Annotated in this window: 16 protein-coding genes; 12 read left to right on the top strand and 4 right to left on the bottom strand. The window is 54.3% G+C overall.

The annotated features are described in order from the left end of the window. Positions 1–87 precede the first annotated feature (87 nt). The 4 genes from IEW17_RS21195 to rpsF form a co-directional block, all read right to left on the bottom strand. Positions 88–3,072: a GSCFA domain-containing protein gene (locus IEW17_RS21195; RefSeq protein ID WP_188560098.1), complete on the bottom strand. Its 2,985-nt coding sequence runs from the start codon at positions 3,070–3,072 to the stop codon at positions 88–90. Positions 3,073–3,273: 201 nt separating this feature from the next. Then, a complete protein-coding gene (gene rplI / locus IEW17_RS00805; RefSeq protein ID WP_188560097.1) occupies positions 3,274–3,717 on the bottom strand; it encodes a 50S ribosomal protein L9 in 444 nt (147 codons plus the stop codon). Positions 3,718–3,805: 88 nt separating this feature from the next. Continuing rightward, positions 3,806–4,039, bottom strand: a complete 234-nt coding sequence (gene rpsR / locus IEW17_RS00800) for a 30S ribosomal protein S18 (RefSeq protein WP_188560159.1) — start codon at positions 4,037–4,039, stop codon at positions 3,806–3,808. Between the two features lie 55 nt (positions 4,040–4,094). Further along, on the bottom strand, positions 4,095–4,472 hold the full coding sequence (gene rpsF, locus IEW17_RS00795) for a 30S ribosomal protein S6 (RefSeq protein WP_188560096.1): 378 nt from the start codon (positions 4,470–4,472) through the stop codon (positions 4,095–4,097). 479 nt (positions 4,473–4,951) lie between these two features. Here rpsF and IEW17_RS00790 point away from each other — a divergent pair, with 479 nt between their 5' ends. From IEW17_RS00790 to IEW17_RS00735, 12 genes are all read left to right on the top strand, one after another. Then, on the top strand, positions 4,952–6,289 hold the full coding sequence (locus IEW17_RS00790) for a c-type cytochrome (RefSeq protein ID WP_188560095.1): 1,338 nt from the start codon (positions 4,952–4,954) through the stop codon (positions 6,287–6,289). A 98-nt stretch (positions 6,290–6,387) separates the two neighbouring features. Continuing rightward, on the top strand, positions 6,388–9,414 hold the full coding sequence (locus tag IEW17_RS00785) for a TAT-variant-translocated molybdopterin oxidoreductase (protein ID WP_188560094.1): 3,027 nt from the start codon (positions 6,388–6,390) through the stop codon (positions 9,412–9,414). Between the two features lie 11 nt (positions 9,415–9,425). Continuing rightward, positions 9,426–10,883, top strand: coding sequence for an NrfD/PsrC family molybdoenzyme membrane anchor subunit (gene nrfD / locus IEW17_RS00780; protein WP_229748707.1), 1,458 nt, complete (start codon positions 9,426–9,428; stop codon positions 10,881–10,883). Continuing rightward, positions 10,876–11,403: a DUF3341 domain-containing protein gene (locus IEW17_RS00775; protein ID WP_188560093.1), complete on the top strand. Its 528-nt coding sequence runs from the start codon at positions 10,876–10,878 to the stop codon at positions 11,401–11,403. The genes nrfD and IEW17_RS00775 overlap by 8 nt, the downstream gene beginning before the upstream one ends. Further along, the gene (locus tag IEW17_RS00770) at positions 11,403–12,146 is read left to right on the top strand and encodes a c-type cytochrome (protein ID WP_188560092.1); all 744 of its coding nucleotides are present in this window, start codon (positions 11,403–11,405) and stop codon (positions 12,144–12,146) included. Before IEW17_RS00775 ends, IEW17_RS00770 begins: the two co-directional genes overlap by 1 nt. 6 nt (positions 12,147–12,152) lie before the next feature. Then, a complete protein-coding gene (locus IEW17_RS00765) occupies positions 12,153–13,463 on the top strand; it encodes a quinol:cytochrome C oxidoreductase (protein WP_229748705.1) in 1,311 nt (436 codons plus the stop codon). A gap of 98 nt (positions 13,464–13,561) precedes the next feature. Then, a complete protein-coding gene (locus IEW17_RS00760) occupies positions 13,562–14,635 on the top strand; it encodes a cytochrome c oxidase subunit II (RefSeq protein ID WP_188560091.1) in 1,074 nt (357 codons plus the stop codon). Between the two features lie 31 nt (positions 14,636–14,666). Beyond that, entirely contained in the window at positions 14,667–16,544 is a 1,878-nt protein-coding gene (locus IEW17_RS00755; protein ID WP_188560090.1) for a cytochrome c oxidase subunit I, read from the top strand. 138 nt (positions 16,545–16,682) lie between these two features. Continuing rightward, the gene (locus IEW17_RS00750; protein ID WP_188560089.1) at positions 16,683–17,822 is read left to right on the top strand and encodes a COX15/CtaA family protein; all 1,140 of its coding nucleotides are present in this window, start codon (positions 16,683–16,685) and stop codon (positions 17,820–17,822) included. 66 nt (positions 17,823–17,888) lie between these two features. Continuing rightward, positions 17,889–18,740, top strand: a complete 852-nt coding sequence (cyoE, locus tag IEW17_RS00745; protein ID WP_188560088.1) for a heme o synthase — start codon at positions 17,889–17,891, stop codon at positions 18,738–18,740. 106 nt (positions 18,741–18,846) lie between these two features. Next, a complete protein-coding gene (locus IEW17_RS00740; RefSeq protein WP_188560087.1) occupies positions 18,847–19,434 on the top strand; it encodes a cytochrome c oxidase subunit 3 in 588 nt (195 codons plus the stop codon). Positions 19,435–19,455: 21 nt separating this feature from the next. After that, positions 19,456–20,229: a cytochrome c oxidase subunit 3 gene (locus tag IEW17_RS00735; RefSeq protein ID WP_188560086.1), complete on the top strand. Its 774-nt coding sequence runs from the start codon at positions 19,456–19,458 to the stop codon at positions 20,227–20,229. Positions 20,230–20,247 lie beyond the last annotated feature (18 nt).

Raw genomic sequence — 20,247 nt, 5'->3', positions numbered from 1 at the left:
GGTACTGAAACACCAAACCCGGCGAAAAAAGCCGGGTTTGGGAAGGAATTAACGTAAGTTGCCGATTTTAAGGTCGTTTGTGAGAAGTTACTTGGTGGGCTTCTTCGGCGTTTTGGGCTTTACGGCGGCTGGCTTGGCTGTTGCTTTTGTAGTCGGTGCTGGTTTGCTCTCCACGGATTTGGCAGGAGCAGGTTTCACGGCAGCTGGCTTGACAGTTGTCGGTTTAGGAACTGCCTTCGCTGCTGGCTTACCCTTTGTTGATGGTTTAGCTGCTTCTGGTGCTACAGGCTTAGCAGCCGCTGTTTTGGAGCTCTTGGTAGCTATTGCTGGCTTCTTTGCTGCCGGTTTTACTGCAGCTACTGGTTTAATTATCTGGGCAGCAGCTACCGTAGCCTTTGGTGCTGGCTTAGTTGGTTTGGCTGAAACCGGAGCTTTAACTTTGGTTGCGGGCGCTTTGGCTTTAGGTGCTGCTGCAACTGGTGCTGCTGCAACTGGTGCTGCTACAACTGGTGCTGCTGCAACTGGTGCTGCTACAACTGGTGCTGCTACAACTGGTGCTGCTGCAACTGGTGCTGCTACAACTGGTGCTGCTGCAACTGGTGCTGCTGCAACTGGTGCTGCTGCAACTGGTGCTGCTGCAACTGGTGCTGCTACAACTGGTGCTGCTGCAACTGGTGCTGCTACAACTGGTGCTGCTACAACTGATGCTGCTACAACTGGCATGTTTGGCACTACGGGCGCTTTGGCCAATTTTGCTTTGGAAGCGATAGGCTTAGCAATAGCTGCCTTGACGGAAACCGGTTTTGGCATTGCCACTGGCTCCACCAAAGTGGCCGATGAACCGGTCATGCGGCCTGCCGCCACCTGCAGGCGTGCAATAGAGGCGTCCTGCACGGGAATGACCGGAGTATCAAAAGCGGGCTTTTCGGCGCGTCCTCCGCTCACAGCGCGGCTTTTGCGGCTCGAGCGCTTCGCAGCCGTTGGCGGGTTCGGCACTTCCGGAGCTAAAACAGCTCCAATGGCTGCAATGGCAGTAGTGCCAGGTGCCGTCTCGGGCAGCGCAGCTATTGGCCGCTGCGGCTGGCGGCGGTTGTCGCGGCGGTTTTCTGGGCGTGCCATGGGCTCGGCAGCACTCGATAGTTGCTCCGCATCAACAATCGGTAACGCCGACACAAGGCCAGTGTCCGACGCCGCCCGAGCAACCGTCTCTTGAACCGAATTCGCTAGTGCGTTCGCGGCTTTCCGTTTGTTGCGGTTGCGGCTGTTGCGCGAAGGGCCAGTTATTGCATCAGGCTGGGTAGCCAAAGCATTTTCCCCTTCCTGCGGTAATTCTGTCGGAATCATCGACGGAATCAAAACCGGTGATTCGGCATCCGTAATCGGCGTTTCAGTAGTCGCAAAATCTGCCGGTGCTGGTGCTGGTGCTGCGAACAATCCCACGCGTGGTACCCGGCCCGAATCTTCGCGCCGACCGCCCCGCTTCACTGGCTGCGATTTAGTGATAACACTGGTCTTTTGGTCTTCTCGACGCGTGTTTTGCCCCACTGAGGCGGCAGCAGTAAAGTCCGCCGGAATATCCGAATTCGTTACGGAATCATCATCCTGAGCAGCATCTGTACCCATTTCAGCTGCTAAAAGCAGCGCATTCTTCCGGGCCGTACGTTTTGCCCCGCCGCGTGAGCGGCGCTTCTTTTTGGTACCTGCCTCTTGGCCCGGCAGGGTAGCCGCTTCTTCAGCCACCCCGGTGGCCAGCATTGCGGCGGCTTGTGGCGTTTCTACCGGCGAAGTTGACAAAGTAAGCGGGCTTTCTGTTTCAAAAGCCGTCGTTTGAAACTGCTCGTTCTCGCTGGGCTGAGGCACCTGGCCTTTGCCCCGGCCATCGCGCCGGCCCCGCTCGGGGCGGTCTGGCCGGGCTGCCCGCTGCGCCCGGAATTCTTCCGGCGACAACCGGGGAGGCCGGTTTTCCGATGGCCTGGCTTCGGCAATTCTCGGCGCGGTTAGTTCTGTTGCTTTAGCCGCAGCGCCCTCGCCAATGTCAATCCGTTCCTCGTCATCCTCGATTTCCAGCGCGGGTTCGGGCTGCTGGGGCACCGGCAGCGCCGCCAGCTGAGCGCGCACCTGCTGTAGCTCAGTCGCTACGTCCACCTTCCGCAAGCTCAGTTGCTCCAGCTTTTCGCGGGTGCTCTCCAGAAACTCACGGTGCTCCGGCGCGCCGGAGTGCAGCGGGCGGTGCCCCAGCGACTGCCGCACAGCCGTCCATTCCTTGCGGAACCGCCCAAAATCCGCGTCAAAATACGTGCGGGCAAATTTGTCCCAGATGTAGTCCTCAGCAACCGCCGATGGATGCAGCATGTCGTCGGCATAGAATCGGTAATCACGCAAATCATCTGTCAATAGCTCATAGGCTGGGAAATATTCCACGCCGGGCAGCAGGTCGCTCAGGATATGCGTTGCTATTCGCAGCACCGACTTGCTCACCGTATTCAGCGGCAGCGTGTCTTTGAGATGACGCACCGGGCTCACGGTCAAGATGAAGCGCAGTTCGGGGTTGATGCGCCGCAAATAAGCGTGCGTTTCAGCCAAACCGTTGATGATATCATCGGGAGTGAGCAGTTCCCGCACGAATAAGTCGGCCGACTGCTTGTGGCAATTATTCACCAGCTCGCCGGTTTCGCGCAGGCGGTAGGCCCAGGCCGTACCCAGCGTCAGGGCAATGGCATCGGCCCCGCGCAGAAACTCGCCCGTGCGCTGCACCAGCGCCTGAATAATCTGCAGCAGGTCCACCGGCGAGTCGGCCCCGATGCTGCCGTGCAGGTCGTAGCTCTGCCAGCGCCCGCGGGCTTGCACCAAGTGCTGCTGCCAGTCTACATCCTCACCGGCTGCAGCGCGCAGCAGCCGGCCCAGTGCCAGCGGCTGAAATACCGTGCCGAATGGATTCACCAGCGCATCTACCTTGTAGGAATTGAGGCGCACGCCCATACTGTCGGCGAAGCAGGAGCCCATGGTGAGTACCCGCGCCGTGCGCGGTAGCTGGCTCGTGGCCGGGGCAATAGTTAGTTCAGTTCTAAACATCAACGAAGTAGTCAGTAAGCGGTAGTCAGTAGCAGAGCCAATAGGACTTGGCACTGCCATGGGGGCTGGCCTGATGGCCCACTACCCGCTGGTTGACTACGCAAAAACAAAAATAGCCCCTAACCCGGCACTGGCGCGTGCGAAGGAATAAAAAAAGCCCCACCAGAAGGCAGGGCTTTTTCATTAGTATCGAAATCGAGACTACTCAGCTACCACGCGGAATTTCACCGTGTGCTTCACTTCCTTGTGCAGGTTAGCGGTAGCAGTGAAGTCGCCGGCAGAAGCAGGCTCTTGGTCGAACGACAACCGCTTGCGGTCAATGTCCACACCTTTAGCCTTCAGTGCCTCAGCCAGTTGCAGCGTGGTAACACGGCCGAAAATCTTGCCGCTTTCACCAATCTTGGCTGGGATATCCAGTACCATGTCGCCAACTGAGTCGGCAATGGCTTGGGCGTCGCCTTTCACTTTGTCGGCTTTGTGGGCCGCCTGGCGCACGTTCTCAGCCGTAATTTTCTTGTTCGTCTTGTCGGCCAGCATGGCCAAGCCCTGCGGCAGCAAGAAGTTGCGACCGTAGCCCGATTTCACGGTCACGATATCGTTCTTGTAACCGAGGCCCTTAACGTCGTCTTTGAGGATGATTTCCATGTCTTGTTTGAATTATGAGTTTTGAATTATTAGTTATGAGCTCGAATCGCCGTAAGCAATTCATAATTCATAACTTATAACTCATAATTTATTTCAGGGCGTCGGCTACGTATGGCATCAGCGACAGGTGACGGGCCTTAGCAATGGCCTGAGTCACTTTGCGCTGAAACTTCAGGCTGGTGCCGGTGAGACGCCGGGGCAGCACGCGGCCCTGCTCGTTCACAAACTTCAGCAGGAAGTTCGGGTCTTTGTAGTCCACGTACTTAATGCCATTCTTCTTGAAGCGGCAGTATTTCTTGCGGGTGTCCTGCGGCTTGTTCATTGCCGACCGGTCATTGTTCCGGTTGTAGGAGGGAGTTGCCATGTTCGTTGCGGAGTTATTGGGCTACAGCTTCGGTTTCCTTGGCAGCCTTCTGCTGGTTCATTTCGCCGTTGCGGCGACGGTTGTTGTACTCAACCGCGTGCTTATCGAGCACGGTAGTCAAGAACCGGATGATGCGCTCGTCGCGGCGGAACGCCAGTTCGAGCACGTCCACGATGTTGCCTTCGCCAGTAAACGACAGGCAGAAATAGTAGCCGGTAGTTTTCTTTTGAATCGGGTAAGCCAGCTTGCGCAGGCCCCAGACTTCGGTGGATACAATGGCGGCGCTATTTTCCTTAAGCACCTGGGTGAACTTCTCGACCGTTTCTTGCACTTGGCTCTCGTTCAATACGGGAGTTACGATGAAGACCGTCTCGTAATTTCTTACTTCCATTACGATGGTGGTGAATTTTGGGGGTGAAAAAATTTGATTGGGGCGCAAAGGTACTGACTTTCCGGCACATTGCCAAGGTATGATTTGCTCTTCCTTGATACATAGTCGAAAAGAAGCCAGCTCGTGGTTCAAGTCGTAGATGCGGCTTGTGCGGAGCGCAGTAAATGTCTTCACCACAGCGGCCGTCAACCCTGAGTTTATGCCGGCTTGGCTCAACAAAAACCTGTACTTTGAGGTTAATCATACGTGCCGGATGGATGCAGCTTGCTTGGTTTTAGTCGGTGGGTAACACCAACACCTGTAGTTGAGTACATGCGTCTTATGGCAAGGTTGGGCAAGGCCGCAATGCAGTAAAGCGTGGTGAGAAGGGCAGTCAGACATGCCTAGAAATTGTATTCTACTTTTTGACGCCTACGATTCCTGACTTACATTTGTGGCCTTGAAATGCCCTAGCGTTTTGTTTTACCGTCTATTTTCTTATGAATAGCATCCATCTCCGTTCGATACCTCATTTGTTATTGGCGTTCTTCCTCACGTTTGCCGGTGCCCAACAGGCCTCAGCTCAGGCACCTGCAAGTGCCGCCGACGTGAAAAAAGAAGGTGTAGTGCCCGGTGCTACTGCCGCCGCTACACCCGCCACCATCACCGCGCCCGCTGCTGGCGGTGGTGATGCCGCCGCCATCGCCGCTGGTGATGCCCTTTTTAAGGGCAACTGTACGCAATGCCATGCCATTAATGAGCAGATTGTAGGCCCGGCTTTGTCTGGTATAACCAAACGCCGCACCATCGCCTGGCTCATCCCGTGGATTAAGAATTCCACCAAGGTAGTGGCCAGCGGCGATGACTACGCCGTAGCTATCTACAACAAGTATAACAAGCAGCAAATGCCCTCTTTCGCCCTCTCGGACAAAGAGATTACCTCGATTTTCGCCTATGTCACGGCTGAAGAAGGTAAGGTAGCCGCTGGCCCTACGGTTGCCAACGTAGCCGCTGTCGACGGCAAAGACTCTGCTGGCGCTGGTACTGAGGCCGGTGGTGGTAAGTATGTTGATGTTCTGCTCATCGTTCTCGTAGTAGTGCTGATTGTGCTGGTAGTAACGCTTGTCATCATTGGTAACCTGATGAAGGACGTGTTGCGTGGTCGCAAAGACCTTGATGGCCGCGACGTTGAAATTCTGGAGCAGCGCTTCGATTGGAGCAAGTTCTACCGCTCGCCCATGCTGCGCGGTATTGTAGGGACGGTATTTGCCTTGGTATTACTTTATGAGGGTGTGCAAAGTGTAATGGCTGTGGGCCTGACGCAAGGCTACCAGCCTACTCAGCCAATTGCCTTCTCGCACAAACTGCACGCTGGCACACACCAGATTAATTGCGCCTACTGCCATACTTCGGTTTACAAAAGCAAGTCAGCCAACATTCCTTCGGCTAACATCTGCATGAACTGCCACGGGCAGATTAAAACGGAGTCGCCTGAAATCAAGAAAATCTACCGGGCCATCGAGCGCAAGCAACCCATTCAATGGGTGCGTATCCACAACCTGCCCGATTTGGCTTACTTCAACCACTCGCAGCACACGCAAGTAGCTGGCCTACAGTGCCAGACCTGCCATGGTCCCATCCAGAATATGGAAGTGGTGTACCAGTATTCGGCCCTCACTATGGGCTGGTGCATCAATTGCCACCGCGAGATGCCCATCAACGCCAAAGACAACAAGTACTACGACAACCTCGTGAAGCTGCACGACACCAAGAATGCCGGCGCACCCTTCACCGTATCGTCGAATGGCGGCACCGAGTGCTCGAAGTGCCACTACTAATAATTTGATTTTTAGTAGACAGTACTGGGTAGTCAGTAACTGAACTACTCGCTATTGATTACTGACTACCCAATACTGATTACTGATTACCCTCCCAAATGAAGTACTGGAAAGGAATTGAGGAACTGGAAAACGCCCCGGAGTTCATGCAATCGGCTTTTGCCGAGTTCATGCCGGTCAAGGAAAGCCATGAGAGCAGCGATGCTACTTCGGCTCCCCGTCGTGACTTCCTCAAACTAATGGGCTTTGGCGTCGCCGCTGCCGCTTTGGCATCGTGCGAAACCCCGGTTAAAAAATCTATTCCTTATCTGAATAAGCCCGAGGAGATTGACCCGGCTATTTCTAACTTTTACGCTTCCACCTATTTCAACGGCTCCGACTATAACGCGGTGCTGGTGAAGGCCCGCGACGGGCGGCCGATTAAGCTGGAAGGCAACCCTGAGTCACCCATCACGCGCGGTGGCCTTTCGGCTCGCGCCCAGGCGGCGGTTCTCAGTCTGTACGATGGTGGCCGCCTGCAGCACTTCGCCATCAAAGGCCAGAAAGCTGAGGTGAAGCAAGTGGACCAGGAAATCCGGACCAAACTGGCTGCAACCACTGGTCGGATTGCCATCGTTTCGCCCACCATCATCAGCCCCAGCACGAAGAAGGCCATCGCCGAATTCGCTGGTCGTTACCCCAACACCACCCACGTTATGTATGACGCGCAGTCGGCCAGTGGCCTGCTGCAAGCCAACGGTGGCGTGGTGCCCGGTTACGACTTCGGCAAGGCTAACGTTATCGTCAGCATTGGGGCCGATTTCCTCGGTACCTGGATTTCCCCGGTTGAGTACGCCAAGCAGTACGTTGTGAATCGCAAGGTGAGCAGCGCTAAGCGCACCATGTCGCGCCACTTTCAGTTTGAACCCAATATGTCGCTCACCGGCTCCAACGCCGATGTGCGCGTGCCGGTGAAACCGTCGGAAATTGGCGCTGTTGCGCTGGGCTTGTACAATGCTATTGTAGGCGGCGGGGCTGCAGCCGGCAGCGCCACCTACAGCAAGCAGTTGGCCGTGGCCGCCGCCGAGCTGAAAGCTAGTGGTAGCACTGGCCTCGTGGTTTCGGGTTCGAATGACCCCGCTGTGCAGACGCTGGTAACGGCTATCAACCAATCCCTCGGCAATGCCGGAACAACAGTTGGAACTGCTTCGAGCAACGTGCGCCAAGGCGACGATGCTCGCATGGCCGCGCTGGTGAATGACATGAATAACGGCAGCGTAGGCGCGGTTATCTTCTACAATGCCAACCCGGTGTATAATCACCCGTTGGCTGAGAAAGTAAAGTCGGGCATCGCCAAAGTGGCTCTAACCATTTCGCTCAACGACCGTTTGGACGAAACCGGTACGCTCTGCCAGTACGCTGCTCCCGACAGCCACTGGCTGGAATCGTGGAATGACTTTGAGCCGAAGAGCGGTTTCCTCAGCCTTTCGCAGCCGGTCATCACGCCGCTGTTTGCCACCCGTCAGGCGCAGGAAAGCCTGCTGCAATGGGCTGGCAACAACACAACTTACTACCGCTACCTACGAGCTAACTGGCGCGGTGTAACACCGACTGATGCCGCCTGGGACAAGGTTGTGCACGACGGAGTAGCAACGGGTACTGCCCTGCCCGCCGCACCGGCCATGATGACTGCCGCAATGAGTCTCGCAGCCGCCGCTAGCCAAATCAGCGGTGCTGCCAAGCCGAACGGTATTGAGTTGGCCCTGTATGAAAAAGTTGGCCTCAGTGCCGCTGGTACCGAAGCTAATAATCCGTTCCTGCAGGAATTGCCCGACCCGATTTCGAAAGCTACCTGGGGCAACTATCTCGCTGTGCCGCGTAAGATGGCTATTGAGAACAAGTGGGAGCAGGGTGATGTAATTAAAGTGAGCGCCAATGGCCGCAGCGTCGAGCTGCCCGTGCTGATTCAACCCGGCCAGGCCAATGGCTCGGTGAGCATTGCCCTCGGCTACGGCCGCACGCTGGCTGGTAAAGCCGGCGACAAGGTAGGAGAGAATGCTGCTCCGTTAGCAATGACTGGTGCCAATGGCATCATGTATATGAACGTGGTGACGCTGGCCAAGACGGAGGCTACGTCGCCCATCGCCCAGACCCAGACGCACCACACCATCATGGACCGCAAGCCGGTGGTGCAGGAAAACACGCTGGCTCAGTACAAGAAGAACCCCAAAGAGGTAACTGAGTACGAGCTGGTGTCTACCCCCGATGGCATGGAGAAGCCTAGCAAGGTTTCGTTATGGCAGGACTACCAGTACAATAACCACCACTGGGGCATGGCCGTGGACCTAAACTCGTGCATTGGCTGCGGCTCGTGCGTGATTGGGTGCCAGACTGAGAACAACATTGCCGTAGTGGGCAAGCAGCAGGTAATCAACCGCCGCGAGATGCACTGGATGCGCATTGACCGCTACTACAGCTCGGACCACCACAAGGACGAGTTCGAAACCAAAGGTAAAGTGGCTACCTACGCCGCTATGGAAGACCCATCGGACAACCCGCAGGTGATTTTCCAGCCGATGATGTGCCAGCAGTGCAACCACGCACCCTGCGAAACGGTGTGCCCCGTACTGGCTACCACGCACAGCTCGGAAGGCATCAACCAGATGACCTACAACCGTTGCATTGGCACCCGCTACTGCGCCAACAACTGTCCGTACAAAGTGCGTCGCTTCAACTGGTTCTCGTACTACTCGAACGAGAAATTTGAAACCGTGAACGGCCACATGTTCACCGACCTCGGTCGGATGGTGCTAAACCCGGATGTGACCGTACGGGCACGCGGTGTAATGGAGAAGTGCACGTTCTGCATTCAGCGCATTCAGCTGGGCAAGCTCGAAGCTAAAAAGCAGAAGCGTCGCCCTCAGGACGGCGAGATTGTGACGGCCTGTGCTCAGTCGTGCCCCACCGATGCCATCGTCTTCGGCGACATGCGCGACCCTAAGAGCCGCATCAGCCAGTTGTTGCGCCGCGAAGACGGTGAGCGCGCCTTCCATTCCTTGGATTCTATTAACGTACAGCCGAACGTAACTTATTTGACCAAGATTCGGAACGCGGAGTCGGAGTTTTTTGCTAAAGAAAACGCTTAATATATAAGATTATGCAGCACGTATCATCCGTACGCGAGCCGCTCGTAACTGGCGGCAAGACGTTACACGACGTAACGCAAGACATCTGCTATCAGGTCGAAGCCAAGCCCAACTTACGTTGGATGGCGGCTTTGAGCGTGGCTCTGTTTTTCTTGGGAATCTTCTTTTACTCGGTTTACCGCACCGTATGGTACGGTATCGGGGAATGGGGCCTGAACAAAACCGTGAACTGGGCTTGGGACATCACCAACTTCGTGTGGTGGGTAGGCATCGGCCACGCCGGTACGCTGATTTCGGCCGTGTTGCTGTTGTTCCGTCAGAAGTGGCGCTCATCCATCAACCGGGCCGCCGAGGCCATGACCATCTTCGCCGTAATCTGCGCCGCCATGTTCCCGGTATTGCACATGGGCCGTCCGTGGTTGGCATTCTACGTTTTTCCATTCCAGAATACGCTTGGTTCGCTGTGGGCTAACTTCAATTCGCCGCTGCTCTGGGACGTATTTGCCATCTCGACTTACTTCACCGTATCGCTGGTATTCTGGTACATCGGCCTGATTCCCGACTTCGCTTCGATTCGGGACCGTGCCAAAGGCACCATTGCCAAGTTCAGCTACTCGATGCTGAGCTTCGGCTGGAAAGGTTCGGCCAAAGCGTGGTCGCGCTACGAAACGGTATCGCTGATTCTGGCCGGTGTCTCGACCCCGCTGGTACTCTCGGTACACACGATTGTGTCGATGGACTTTGCTACGTCAATTGTACCAGGCTGGCACACCACCATCTTCCCGCCCTACTTTGTGGCTGGTGCTATCTTCTCGGGTTTCGCCATGGTGCTCACCCTGATGCTGATTACCCGCGTGGTTTTCCGCCTTGAAGACTACATTACGTTGGAGCACATCGCGTTGATGAATAAAATCATGATGGTAACTGGCTCCATCGTGGGTGTGGCTTACATCACGGAATTCTTCATAGCCTGGTACTCGCAGGTTGAGTTTGAACAATACGCTTTCATCAACCGCGCTACCGGTCCTTACTGGTGGGCTTACGCGGCCATGATGACCTGCAACGTAATCACGCCGCAGCTGGTGTGGTTCCGTCGGGTGCGTTACAGCATTCCGCTCACGTTCGTTCTTTCCATCATCGTGAACATCGGTATGTGGTTCGAGCGCTTCGTAATCATCGTGACTTCGCTGCACCGCGACTACCTGCCATCGAGCTGGGCCATGTTCTCGCCCTCTATCATCGATATCGGGTTGTATGTGGGTACGCTGGGCCTTTTCTTCACGCTGTTCCTTCTCTTCGCCAAGTTCTTCCCCGTGATTAACATGGCTGAGGTAAAGGCCATCCTGAAGTATACCGTTGACAGTGGCCCGACCTATAATCCTGACAAAGCACACGCCACTCCCGCTGCTCAACCTGTCATTCACGGAGTACCGGCTTCGGCTCCCGTAAATTATAACAAGCATGACTAAGCAATTCGCTCTTGGCATCTTCGAAGACGAGGATGTGCTGCTGCACGCCGTTGAGAACGTGCGCGCTGCCGGCGTGAAAATTCACGATGTATTTTCGCCATATCCGGTACACGGCATCGATGATGCCTTGGGTATCGAGCGCTCGCGCCTACCTATCGCTGCGTTCTTTTTCGGGATGACAGGATTAGCTTTCTCGTTGTGGCTTCAGATTTACATGTTGGGTTTCGACTGGCCGATGATTATCGGTGGTAAACCGCACATCTCACTGCCTGCCTTTGTCCCGGTTTCCTTCGAATTGACGGTGTTTTTTACCTGTCATGGCATGGCCATTACGTTTTTCATTATCTCAGGGCTGTATCCACGGTTCAAAGTGCCAGTGATGGATGTACGTGCCACTGACGACAAGTTTGTAATGGCCATCGAATTGGATGAAACCAGTTCGCAACTTCCCCGGCTGACACAACTGCTGCGCGAGAACGGTGCGTCAGAAGTCAACCAAAAAGAGATGACCCAAAACTAATGATGCATCCGCTGAACCTGAGCCTGCGCATTTCGGCGCTGCTGCTATCTCTGGGGCTCGCCACCACGGCCTGCACCCACGATGGAAACGACCCGGGCGTTGAATACGCGCCGGAGATGTACGAGTCTATTCCGTACGACCCTTTGAGCCAGACCCATTTCAATACGGTCAACTCTTTCGGTATCAACCAGCGTACGCCAGCTAATGGCACGGTGCCCCGCGGTAAGATGGATTATTACGACCACATTCCAAAAGATAGTGTAGGCATTGCTGAGCGTACGTTGCGCAACCCATATCCTTACACTAAAGCCAATCTTGAGGAAGGTAAGGTTCTATATACCCGCATCTGTTCCCATTGTCATGGGGAAGAAGGAGCCGGTAACGGCGCAGTAGCTGAAAAATACAAAGGCGTGCCCAATTATACCGCTGGTGCTTACAAAACCATGAATGATGGGCACATCTATCATGTCATCCAATGGGGCCGCAACCGCATGATGCCCCACGGCTCGATTGTGAACCCGGAGGAACGTTGGAAAATCGCCATGTACGTCCGCGTGCTGCAGCGTGGCGAAGGCCCCGATGCACTAAGCAAGCTGATAGCCAAAGGCCCCACCAGCACCGCCAACGACTCAACTGAAATGACAGATGCTACCAACCAGGCTCCCGTAGGGCAAGCTCAGGCTGGCACCGGCTCCGAAACGCCGGGTGAAGGCAATACTAAAACTAACGGTACCTCTAACTAACGCACTATGGCAACTCTGACGCATCAAGAAAGCGCCACGGCTGAACACCTCGTCGTTACGGATGGCGCCCGTAAAACTTTTTTGGCCATCATCATCACCGGTGTGGTGATAATGGTACTCGGTATTTTGGCCTCAGTATTGGGCTGGGGTGCGGCTGAGCACACTGAAGCTGCTGGCCACACCGCCGCTGCCGCCAATGGTGCTGCACATGAAGGCGGCCCCATTTGGCTGAAGCGCCTGATTATAAGCCTCTGGCACAGTAATCTGTTTTTCCTGGGTGTTTCGACGGTTGGGACCGTGTTCATGGCCATCAACTATGTGGCTTACGCTGGCTGGTCGGTGATGGTAAAGCGGATTGCGGAAGCACTCAGCGCCTGGGTTATCCCCGGGGGTGTGATTATGCTCATTGTTTTCCTTGTTGGTCGCCATGACATTTTTCACTGGACCCACGAGGGCATCATGGAGAAAGGCAATGCCAATTACGACGCCATCATTGCGGGTAAAAGTGGTTTCCTGAACCTGCCGTTCTACGTCATCCGGATGGTGAGCTACCTCGTTATCTGGGGTGCTTTCAGCTGGAAGCTGCGTCAGCTGTCGCTGAAGGAAGACTTGCTCGGTGGCACTTACTGGTTCCACAAGAGCATCACGGCATCGGCCCTGTTCCTGGTGTTGTACGCCGTGACTTCGTCGATGTCGGCTTGGGATTGGGTGATGTCGGTTGACCCGCATTGGTTCAGTACCTTGTTTGGCTGGTACGTTTTCGCCTCGTGGTGGGTGTCCGGTATTGCTGCAATTGCGCTTACTGCTATTTTCCTTAAACAAGCTGGTTATCTCCGCGCTTTAACATCCAGCCACCTGCACGACTTGGGCAAGCTGATGTTTGGCTTCAGCATTTTCTGGACCTACGTGTGGTTCTCGCAGTTTATGCTGATTTGGTATGCTAACTTACCTGAAGAAGCGGTTTACTTCAATCAACGCCTTGGTGGCTTCGACGGTCGCTACACCGGTATGTTCTATTTCAACATTGCCATCAACTTTGTATTCCCCTTCCTCGGGCTGATGACGCGGGATGCCAAGCGTCAGATGATTGTTATGAAAATCGTCGCCATTGCCATTCTCATCGGTCACTGGTCAGACTTCTATTTAATGCTTATGCCGGGCACTTTGAAGGGCGAAAATGGGTTTCTTATTGAGATTGGTGTAGCTGCTATTTTCCTTGGTGCTTTTCTGATTCTGTTCACGCGCCGCCTAGCTTCGGCCTCACTCGTTCCGGTCAACCATCCGTTCCTGGACGAGAGCATACACCACACTACCTAGTGCTTTAGATTTCAGTATCAAGAAGTAGATAGCAAATTCCTGCGCGGGTTAGCATCTGCTTTTTGATACATATTACTTAGTACCTACTACTAAACTCAATGACTGTTCTGACCATTTCGCTGGTGTTAGTGTTGCTGTTGGTCGTATTCGGCCTGCTGTTTCGCTTGCAGATTTTTACTTCTATTTTTTCGGGCACTTTCACCCGGGATATTGGCATGAGCAATAGCGTGAATGCTATTCTGATGCTGGTCTTCTTGGTAGGAGGTGGCTCATGGTTCGCTTATTCTTTTGTTGAGAACTTCAGCAAGATGAATCCGCCTGTTGCTTCGGTGCACGGGCACCAGATGGAGCGCATGTTCTGGATTACAATGGCGGTGATTGGAGTGGCCTTCGCCATTACCCAAACCTTACTGTTTGTTTATTCCTACAAATACCAGTATAAGGAAGGCCGTCGCGCTTACTTTTTTGCGCACAACAACAAAATTGAAGTAATCTGGACGATTATCCCTGCCATCGTGATGGCGGCGTTGATTTTTGCTGGTTGGAAAGCTTGGACTCGTATTACGGGGCCTGCTCCAAAGGATTCGGTGGTAGTTGAAGTAATGGGCAAGCAATTTAACTGGTTGGTGCGCTATCCTGGTCGCGACATGAAGCTGGGCGTGGTGAATTACCGCATGATTGACGCCGTAAACGAATGGGGTTTTGACCTCAGCGATAAATCTGCGCTTGACGATTTTACGACCAGTGAGGTTCACGTTCCCAAAGGTGTACCAGTACTGATTAAGATTCGCTCGCGTGACGTACTGCACGCCGTATACATGCCGCATTTCCGCGTGCAGATGTACGCCGTGCCCGGCATGCCAACCCGTTTCTGGTTTACCCCAACGGTGACCACCGACGAGATGCGTGCCAAGCTGGGAAACCCCAAGTTCAATTACGAGCTAGCCTGTAACCAGGTGTGCGGCGGTAGCCACTTCGCCATGAAAGCCACCGTGATTGTAGACGAGCCTGATGATTATCAGAACTGGTATGCCGCGCAGCAGTCTTTCTCGCAAAAGAACCCAGAAGTTATGGCTGCCCTCAAACAGAAAGCCAAAACGATGGTTATCCCAGTAGCTGCAGCAACCAAGGAAATAGAAGCAGCTCCCGTGCCTTTGGCCGCCTCCTATTAATAACTAATAACGGTATTCCGCTATGTCAGACATGACACCCAAACCAAATCTTTCACCGGGCGTGCAAACGCAGGGCGGTATTGGTTCCGCTCCGGTGCCGGTTATCGAACATGGTGAACATTCGCTTCACGATGAGCACGAGCACCATGACCAGCACTGGCTGTGGAAATACGTATTTAGCCAAGACCACAAGCAGATTGGCAAGCAGTTTCTGATTACTGGCATCTTATGGGCTATTGTTGGTGGTACGCTCTCGAGCTTATTCCGCTTGCAGCTGGGCTGGCCCGAAGGCACCATGGAGTGGCTGAAGCCGGTTCTCGGAGGCTGGATTCAGGCTGGTAAGCTGAACCCGGAATTCTACCTGGCACTAGTTACGATGCACGGTACCATCATGGTATTCTTTGTGCTAACGGCTGGCTTGAGCGGTACGTTCTCGAACTTCCTGATTCCGTTGCAAGTAGGTGCCCGCGATATGGCCTCGGGCTTTATGAACATGCTCTCGTACTGGTTCTTTTTCCTGTCGAGCGTTATCATGTTCTCGTCGCTGTTCATTGAGACTGGTCCTGCTGCAGCGGGCTGGACAATCTACCCGCCGCTGAGTGCCCTGCCCCAAGCCATTCCTGGTTCCGGTGCTGGTATGACGCTGTGGCTGGTGAGCATGGTGTTCTTTATCGTATCGCAGCTATTGGGCGGTGTGAATTACGTGACTACGGTCATCAACCTGCGTACCCGTGGCATGAGCATGAGCAAGTTGCCGCTCACCATCTGGGCTTTCTTCCTAACGGCTATCCTCGGTATTCTGTCGTTCCCGGTATTGTTCTCAGCGGCATTGCTGCTGGTGTTTGACCGTTCGTTCGGTACCTCGTTCTTTCTCTCAGACATCTACATTGCCGGCCAGGCGCTAAGCAATCAAGGCGGTTCGCCAGTATTGTTCCAGCACTTGTTCTGGTTCCTGGGGCACCCTGAGGTATACATCGTAATTATGCCGGCCATGGGCATGGTGTCGGAAGTGCTGGCCACGAATGCTCGTAAGCCCATCTTCGGCTACCGCGCAATGATTGGCTCGCTGATTGGTATTTCGATGTTGTCGTTCGTTGTGTGGGCTCACCACATGTTCGTAACGGGCATGAACCCCTTCCTCGGCTCGGTCTTCATGTTCTTGACACTCATTATCGCCGTGCCTTCGGGCGTGAAAGTGTTTAACTGGCTGGCAACCCTGTGGCGCGGTAACATCCGCTTCACCGCCGCCATGTTGTTCGCCATTGGTTTTGTGTCGTTGTTTATTTCGGGTGGCTTGACGGGTATTATCCTCGGCAACGCTACGCTGGACATTCAGATGCACAACACTTACTTTGTGGTAGCTCACTTTCACTTGGTAATGGGTAGCGCTGCTTTCTTCGGCTTGTATGCCGGGGTTTACCATTGGTTTCCTAAGATGTTTGGCCGCATGATGGACGAGAAGCTGGGCTACATCCACTTTTGGTTGACGTTTGCCGGTGTGTACCTCGTGTTCCTGCCAATGCACTATGTGGGCATTGCTGGTTTCCCCCGCCGCTACTACGCCTGGACTGGTTTTGATGCCTTCTCGCAATTCGCCGATATGAACAAGTTCATCTCGATTGCAGCCATCATTGCTTTCCTGGGTCAGTTCATCTTCCTCTTCAACTTCTTCTACAGCATTTTCCGTGGCCGTCGCGCCACCCAGAATCCCTGGAATTCGACTACGCTGGAGTGGACTACGCCTGTTGAGCTTGGTCACGGCAACTGGCCCGGCGAAATACCCGCCGTCTATCGCTGGCCCTATGACTACAGCAAACCTGGGTCAGAGTCGGACTTTATTCCGCAGAACGTGCCGTATTCGCAGACGAAATCGTCTAACCTGCCCTACGAGCAAGAACTAGTCGATTAGCTGACCGCTAACTAAGTCCCGAAGCGGGCCGCCCAATCGGCGGCCCGTTTTTGTGTCATGGGTTTAGCTCAATAAACTAAAATCTTATTGATTTACCCGGCGTAATCGGGTACCGATAGCGCAGGAAATATTTTTATCATGGAGAATTTTCAAATTAGCCCCGTCATACGCCGTTTCCGTTTAGTAGGCATTCTGACGGTAGTATCGGTGTATTTACTCATTCTGGTGGGCGGCGTAGTGCGTAGCACGGGTAGCGGCATGGGCTGCCCAGATTGGCCAAAATGCTTTGGTCGTTGGATTCCGCCCACGGAAGCGAGCCAGCTGCCAGTCAATTATAAGGAGATTTATACGGCGCAACGAGTGGCTAAAAACCAAAAACTGGCGCGCACACTCGAGCGGATGGGCTTCGCACAGGTAGCAGGTAGCATTTTTGCGCACCCAACTCAGTACATCGAAACTGATTTCAACGCGGTCAAAACCTGGATTGAATACGTGAACCGCTTGCTGGGGGCGCTGATTGGTATTTTTGTGTTTCTGACGGTAGTCTTTGCTCTGCCGTACTGGTCGCGTGACCGTGCTGTTTTTTGGCTGGCATTGGCTTCGTTCCTGCTCACCGGAGTACAGGGCTATTTGGGCTCATTGGTCGTGTCAACCAATTTGCTACCCGTGATGGTAACTATTCACATGGCGCTGGCGCTGGTGATTGTGGCCCTACTGCTGTACGCGGTAGACCGGGCGCGATGGGGAAGGGCCCGGCGAAGCCAAGTTGCCGCTGACGTATCAGGAACCGTCGCAGTGATAACCAGTCAGCCAGGGTTAGGGCTGTATGTGTGGCTTTGGGCTGCGCTACTCCTCACGTTCTGGCAGATTATGCTAGGTACGGAGGTCCGGGAGCGGGTCGATGTGGTATCCGCGGCGGCTGGTTACATGGGGCGCGAAACGTGGGTTGCCCAGCTCGGAAGTACATTCAGTGTGCACCGGACTGTTTCGGCCCTGGTACTGCTCTTGAACTGCTATGTGGGCTACGAGCTATGGCAGTTGGGATACGCTGGCTTACGCCAGTTGGTGGTGGCCATACTTGGTATTATTGTGCTGGAGATTCTGGCGGGCGTTGTACTGGCCTCTTTCGCGCTGCCCGCTTCGGTGCAACCGGTACATCTCATGTTGGCTACCGTGTTATTCGGGGCGCAGTTCCTAGCGGTGCTGGCGGTGGCCCGGGCTCGAAAAACCCGGGAAACAATTGTTTCTACAGATGCCGCCCGGTCGGTTGTTGCGTAACTTTGCGGCCCCGTTTGGCTTTGGCTTATGATGATGAGCCAAACGACAAAATTATTCCAAGGATTGATGGTTAAGGCCCGCGCCTATTTTCAGCTGCTCAAATTCCGGCTTTCGCTCACCGTGGCGTTTTCCAGCGCGATTGGCTACCTGTTGGGCACGCATGGGTTCAGCTGGACCAGGGCGCTACTCGTGATGCTGGGTGGCCTGCTCGTAACTGGCTCGGCCAATATTATCAACCAGGTTTACGAGCGGGAACTCGACAAGCTAATGACACGCACTGCTAAGCGGCCATTGCCGCTGGGCATACTTTCGCCCGCCGAAGCGTGGGTGTTTTGCGTGTTGCTGGGCGTGGCTGGTCTCAGTTTGCTTTGGTACTGCTTCAATCCGCTCACGGCGGGCTTGTCGTTGCTCTCGCTCATCCTCTACGGGTTTATTTATACACCGCTCAAAACCATTTCGCCCATTTGCGTGGCGGTGGGAGCTATTCCGGGCGGGTTGCCGCCGCTCATTGGCTGGGTAGCGGCTACGGGATACATCGGCGTGGAGGCGTGGGTGCTCTTCGGAATTCAGTTCATGTGGCAGTTTCCGCACTTTTGGGCCATTGCCTGGGTGGCCGACGAGGACTACAAGCGAGCCGGCTTCAAAATGCTGCCTTCGCCGGGCAACCGCGACACCCGCACGGCATTCCAGATAATGACTTACACGCTGTTACTCATTCCATTGAGCCTACTCCCATTGGAATTCAATATCTCAGGTCGGATTTCGGCCCTGGTAGCCGTGATAGCGGGCGTACTATTCCTCTTGCTCACCGTGCAGCTCATGCGCACACAGTCGCGAAAATCTGCGCTGCGAATCATGTTTGCCTCGTTTCTGTACTTACCCATCGTACAAATTGCGTTGGTGTTGGACAAAATGTAGCCCTTGATTGTTGTTAGCACATTAGCTCGGTTAGTGATGACTCGGGCTGGTTTCCAAAATGCAATCAGCTGCAAACAGCTGGCTATTATTAATTAATAACATCTCTATGAATCCTTCTGAAACCTTGTCTGAAAAGGAAATTGGGTTGGGCTGGCACCCCAAGCGGGTGCTGCTGGTTCTGCTTATTTTCAGCATTGTCATGATGTTTGCCGCATTCACGAGTGGCTATATTGTGCGGCGCGATGAGGGCAACTGGCGCGAGTTTGACCTGCCAGCTTCGTTGCTCATCAATTCCATCATCATTGCCCTGAGTAGCGCCAGCATGCAATGGGCATTTTTATCGGCTCGTAAAGACGAGATTGTGCGGGCAAAAACCGGCCTGATTATCGCCTTGGTGCTAGGCCTCTTCTTTCTGGTTGGTCAGTACTTCAGCTTCGGCGACTTGGTGGCCGGCAACACGTACTTTGGCGGGGCTGATGCCAATCCGTCGGGTTCATTCGTCTACGTGTTGATGGGAGTTCACGCTTTTCACCTCGTTACGGGTCTTGTTTTCCTGGCCGTTGTGTTGCGCCGGGTCCTTAAGTATCAGGTGCATTCGCGCGCCATGCTCTCCATCGGCAACGCCACTTTGTACTGGCACTTCCTGGGTGGGCTTTGGCTGTACCTGTATTTGTTCTTACTTTTGAACCACTAAAACGACATTACGCTGTCCGCTATGGCCCAACCGACCACTTTGCAGCCCCCCGCTGCTTCCAATACCCTCGACGTTCCGCGCACTGGCAACTGGGACGGCGGCAACGAACCGTTCAAAGCGAGCTACGGCAAGCTGATGATGTGGTTCTTCCTGCTGTCTGATGCATTCACCTTTGCCGCATTCCTGACCACTTATGGCATGATTCGCCACAAGCACGAGGTGTTTACGGGTGAGGCTGAAGACTTTGTGTTCAGCACCCGTTGGTGGCCCATTCCGGACCACGTGTTCAACGCATTCCCCGGCATGGGCGAAGCCAACGTACCCTTGGGTTTCGTGGCTTTGATGACCATGATTCTGATTTTGAGCTCCGTGACAATGGTACTGGCCGTAGAAGCCGGCCACCGCATGGATAAGAAAGACGTGCAGAAATGGCTGCTTTGGACCATCTTATTCGGCGCTACGTTTTTGGCTAGCCAGGCATGGGAATGGAGCCACTTCATTCACGGCCACACCGAGGGCACGCTGATGGCCGACGGAACCGTGTTCCACGGTGCCAACTTAGCTATGAATCAGTACGGTCCGGTGTTGTTTGCAGACTTGTTCTTCTTCATCACGGGTTTCCACGGCACCCACGTACTCTCGGGCGTGTGCTTGCTGGTTTGGTGCTTCATTGCCACCACCAACGGCACTTTTGAGAAGCGTGGCCACTACGAGATGATTGAAAAAATCGGTCTGTACTGGCACTTTGTAGATTTGGTGTGGGTATTCGTATTCACCTTCTTCTACCTCGTTTAATCCGTCATGCTGAGGCGC

The organism is Hymenobacter frigidus, assembly GCF_014640435.1.
GTDB lineage: Bacteria > Bacteroidota > Bacteroidia > Cytophagales > Hymenobacteraceae > Hymenobacter > Hymenobacter frigidus.
The sequence above is the reverse complement of the archived record's forward strand: the minus strand, read 5'-3'. Positions and strand labels throughout refer to the sequence as shown.

Coding starts and splice junctions, on each gene's coding strand:
- IEW17_RS21195 (WP_188560098.1), bottom strand. CDS start 3,072: ATGTTTAGAACTGAACTAACTATTGCCCCGGCCACGAGCCAGCTACCG.
- rplI (WP_188560097.1), bottom strand. CDS start 3,717: ATGGAAATCATCCTCAAAGACGACGTTAAGGGCCTCGGTTACAAGAAC.
- rpsR (WP_188560159.1), bottom strand. CDS start 4,039: ATGAACAAGCCGCAGGACACCCGCAAGAAATACTGCCGCTTCAAGAAG.
- rpsF (WP_188560096.1), bottom strand. CDS start 4,472: ATGGAAGTAAGAAATTACGAGACGGTCTTCATCGTAACTCCCGTATTG.
- IEW17_RS00790 (WP_188560095.1), top strand. CDS start 4,952: ATGAATAGCATCCATCTCCGTTCGATACCTCATTTGTTATTGGCGTTC.
- IEW17_RS00785 (WP_188560094.1), top strand. CDS start 6,388: ATGAAGTACTGGAAAGGAATTGAGGAACTGGAAAACGCCCCGGAGTTC.
- nrfD (WP_229748707.1), top strand. CDS start 9,426: ATGCAGCACGTATCATCCGTACGCGAGCCGCTCGTAACTGGCGGCAAG.
- IEW17_RS00775 (WP_188560093.1), top strand. CDS start 10,876: ATGACTAAGCAATTCGCTCTTGGCATCTTCGAAGACGAGGATGTGCTG.
- IEW17_RS00770 (WP_188560092.1), top strand. CDS start 11,403: ATGATGCATCCGCTGAACCTGAGCCTGCGCATTTCGGCGCTGCTGCTA.
- IEW17_RS00765 (WP_229748705.1), top strand. CDS start 12,153: ATGGCAACTCTGACGCATCAAGAAAGCGCCACGGCTGAACACCTCGTC.
- IEW17_RS00760 (WP_188560091.1), top strand. CDS start 13,562: ATGACTGTTCTGACCATTTCGCTGGTGTTAGTGTTGCTGTTGGTCGTA.
- IEW17_RS00755 (WP_188560090.1), top strand. CDS start 14,667: ATGACACCCAAACCAAATCTTTCACCGGGCGTGCAAACGCAGGGCGGT.
- IEW17_RS00750 (WP_188560089.1), top strand. CDS start 16,683: ATGGAGAATTTTCAAATTAGCCCCGTCATACGCCGTTTCCGTTTAGTA.
- cyoE (WP_188560088.1), top strand. CDS start 17,889: ATGGTTAAGGCCCGCGCCTATTTTCAGCTGCTCAAATTCCGGCTTTCG.
- IEW17_RS00740 (WP_188560087.1), top strand. CDS start 18,847: ATGAATCCTTCTGAAACCTTGTCTGAAAAGGAAATTGGGTTGGGCTGG.
- IEW17_RS00735 (WP_188560086.1), top strand. CDS start 19,456: ATGGCCCAACCGACCACTTTGCAGCCCCCCGCTGCTTCCAATACCCTC.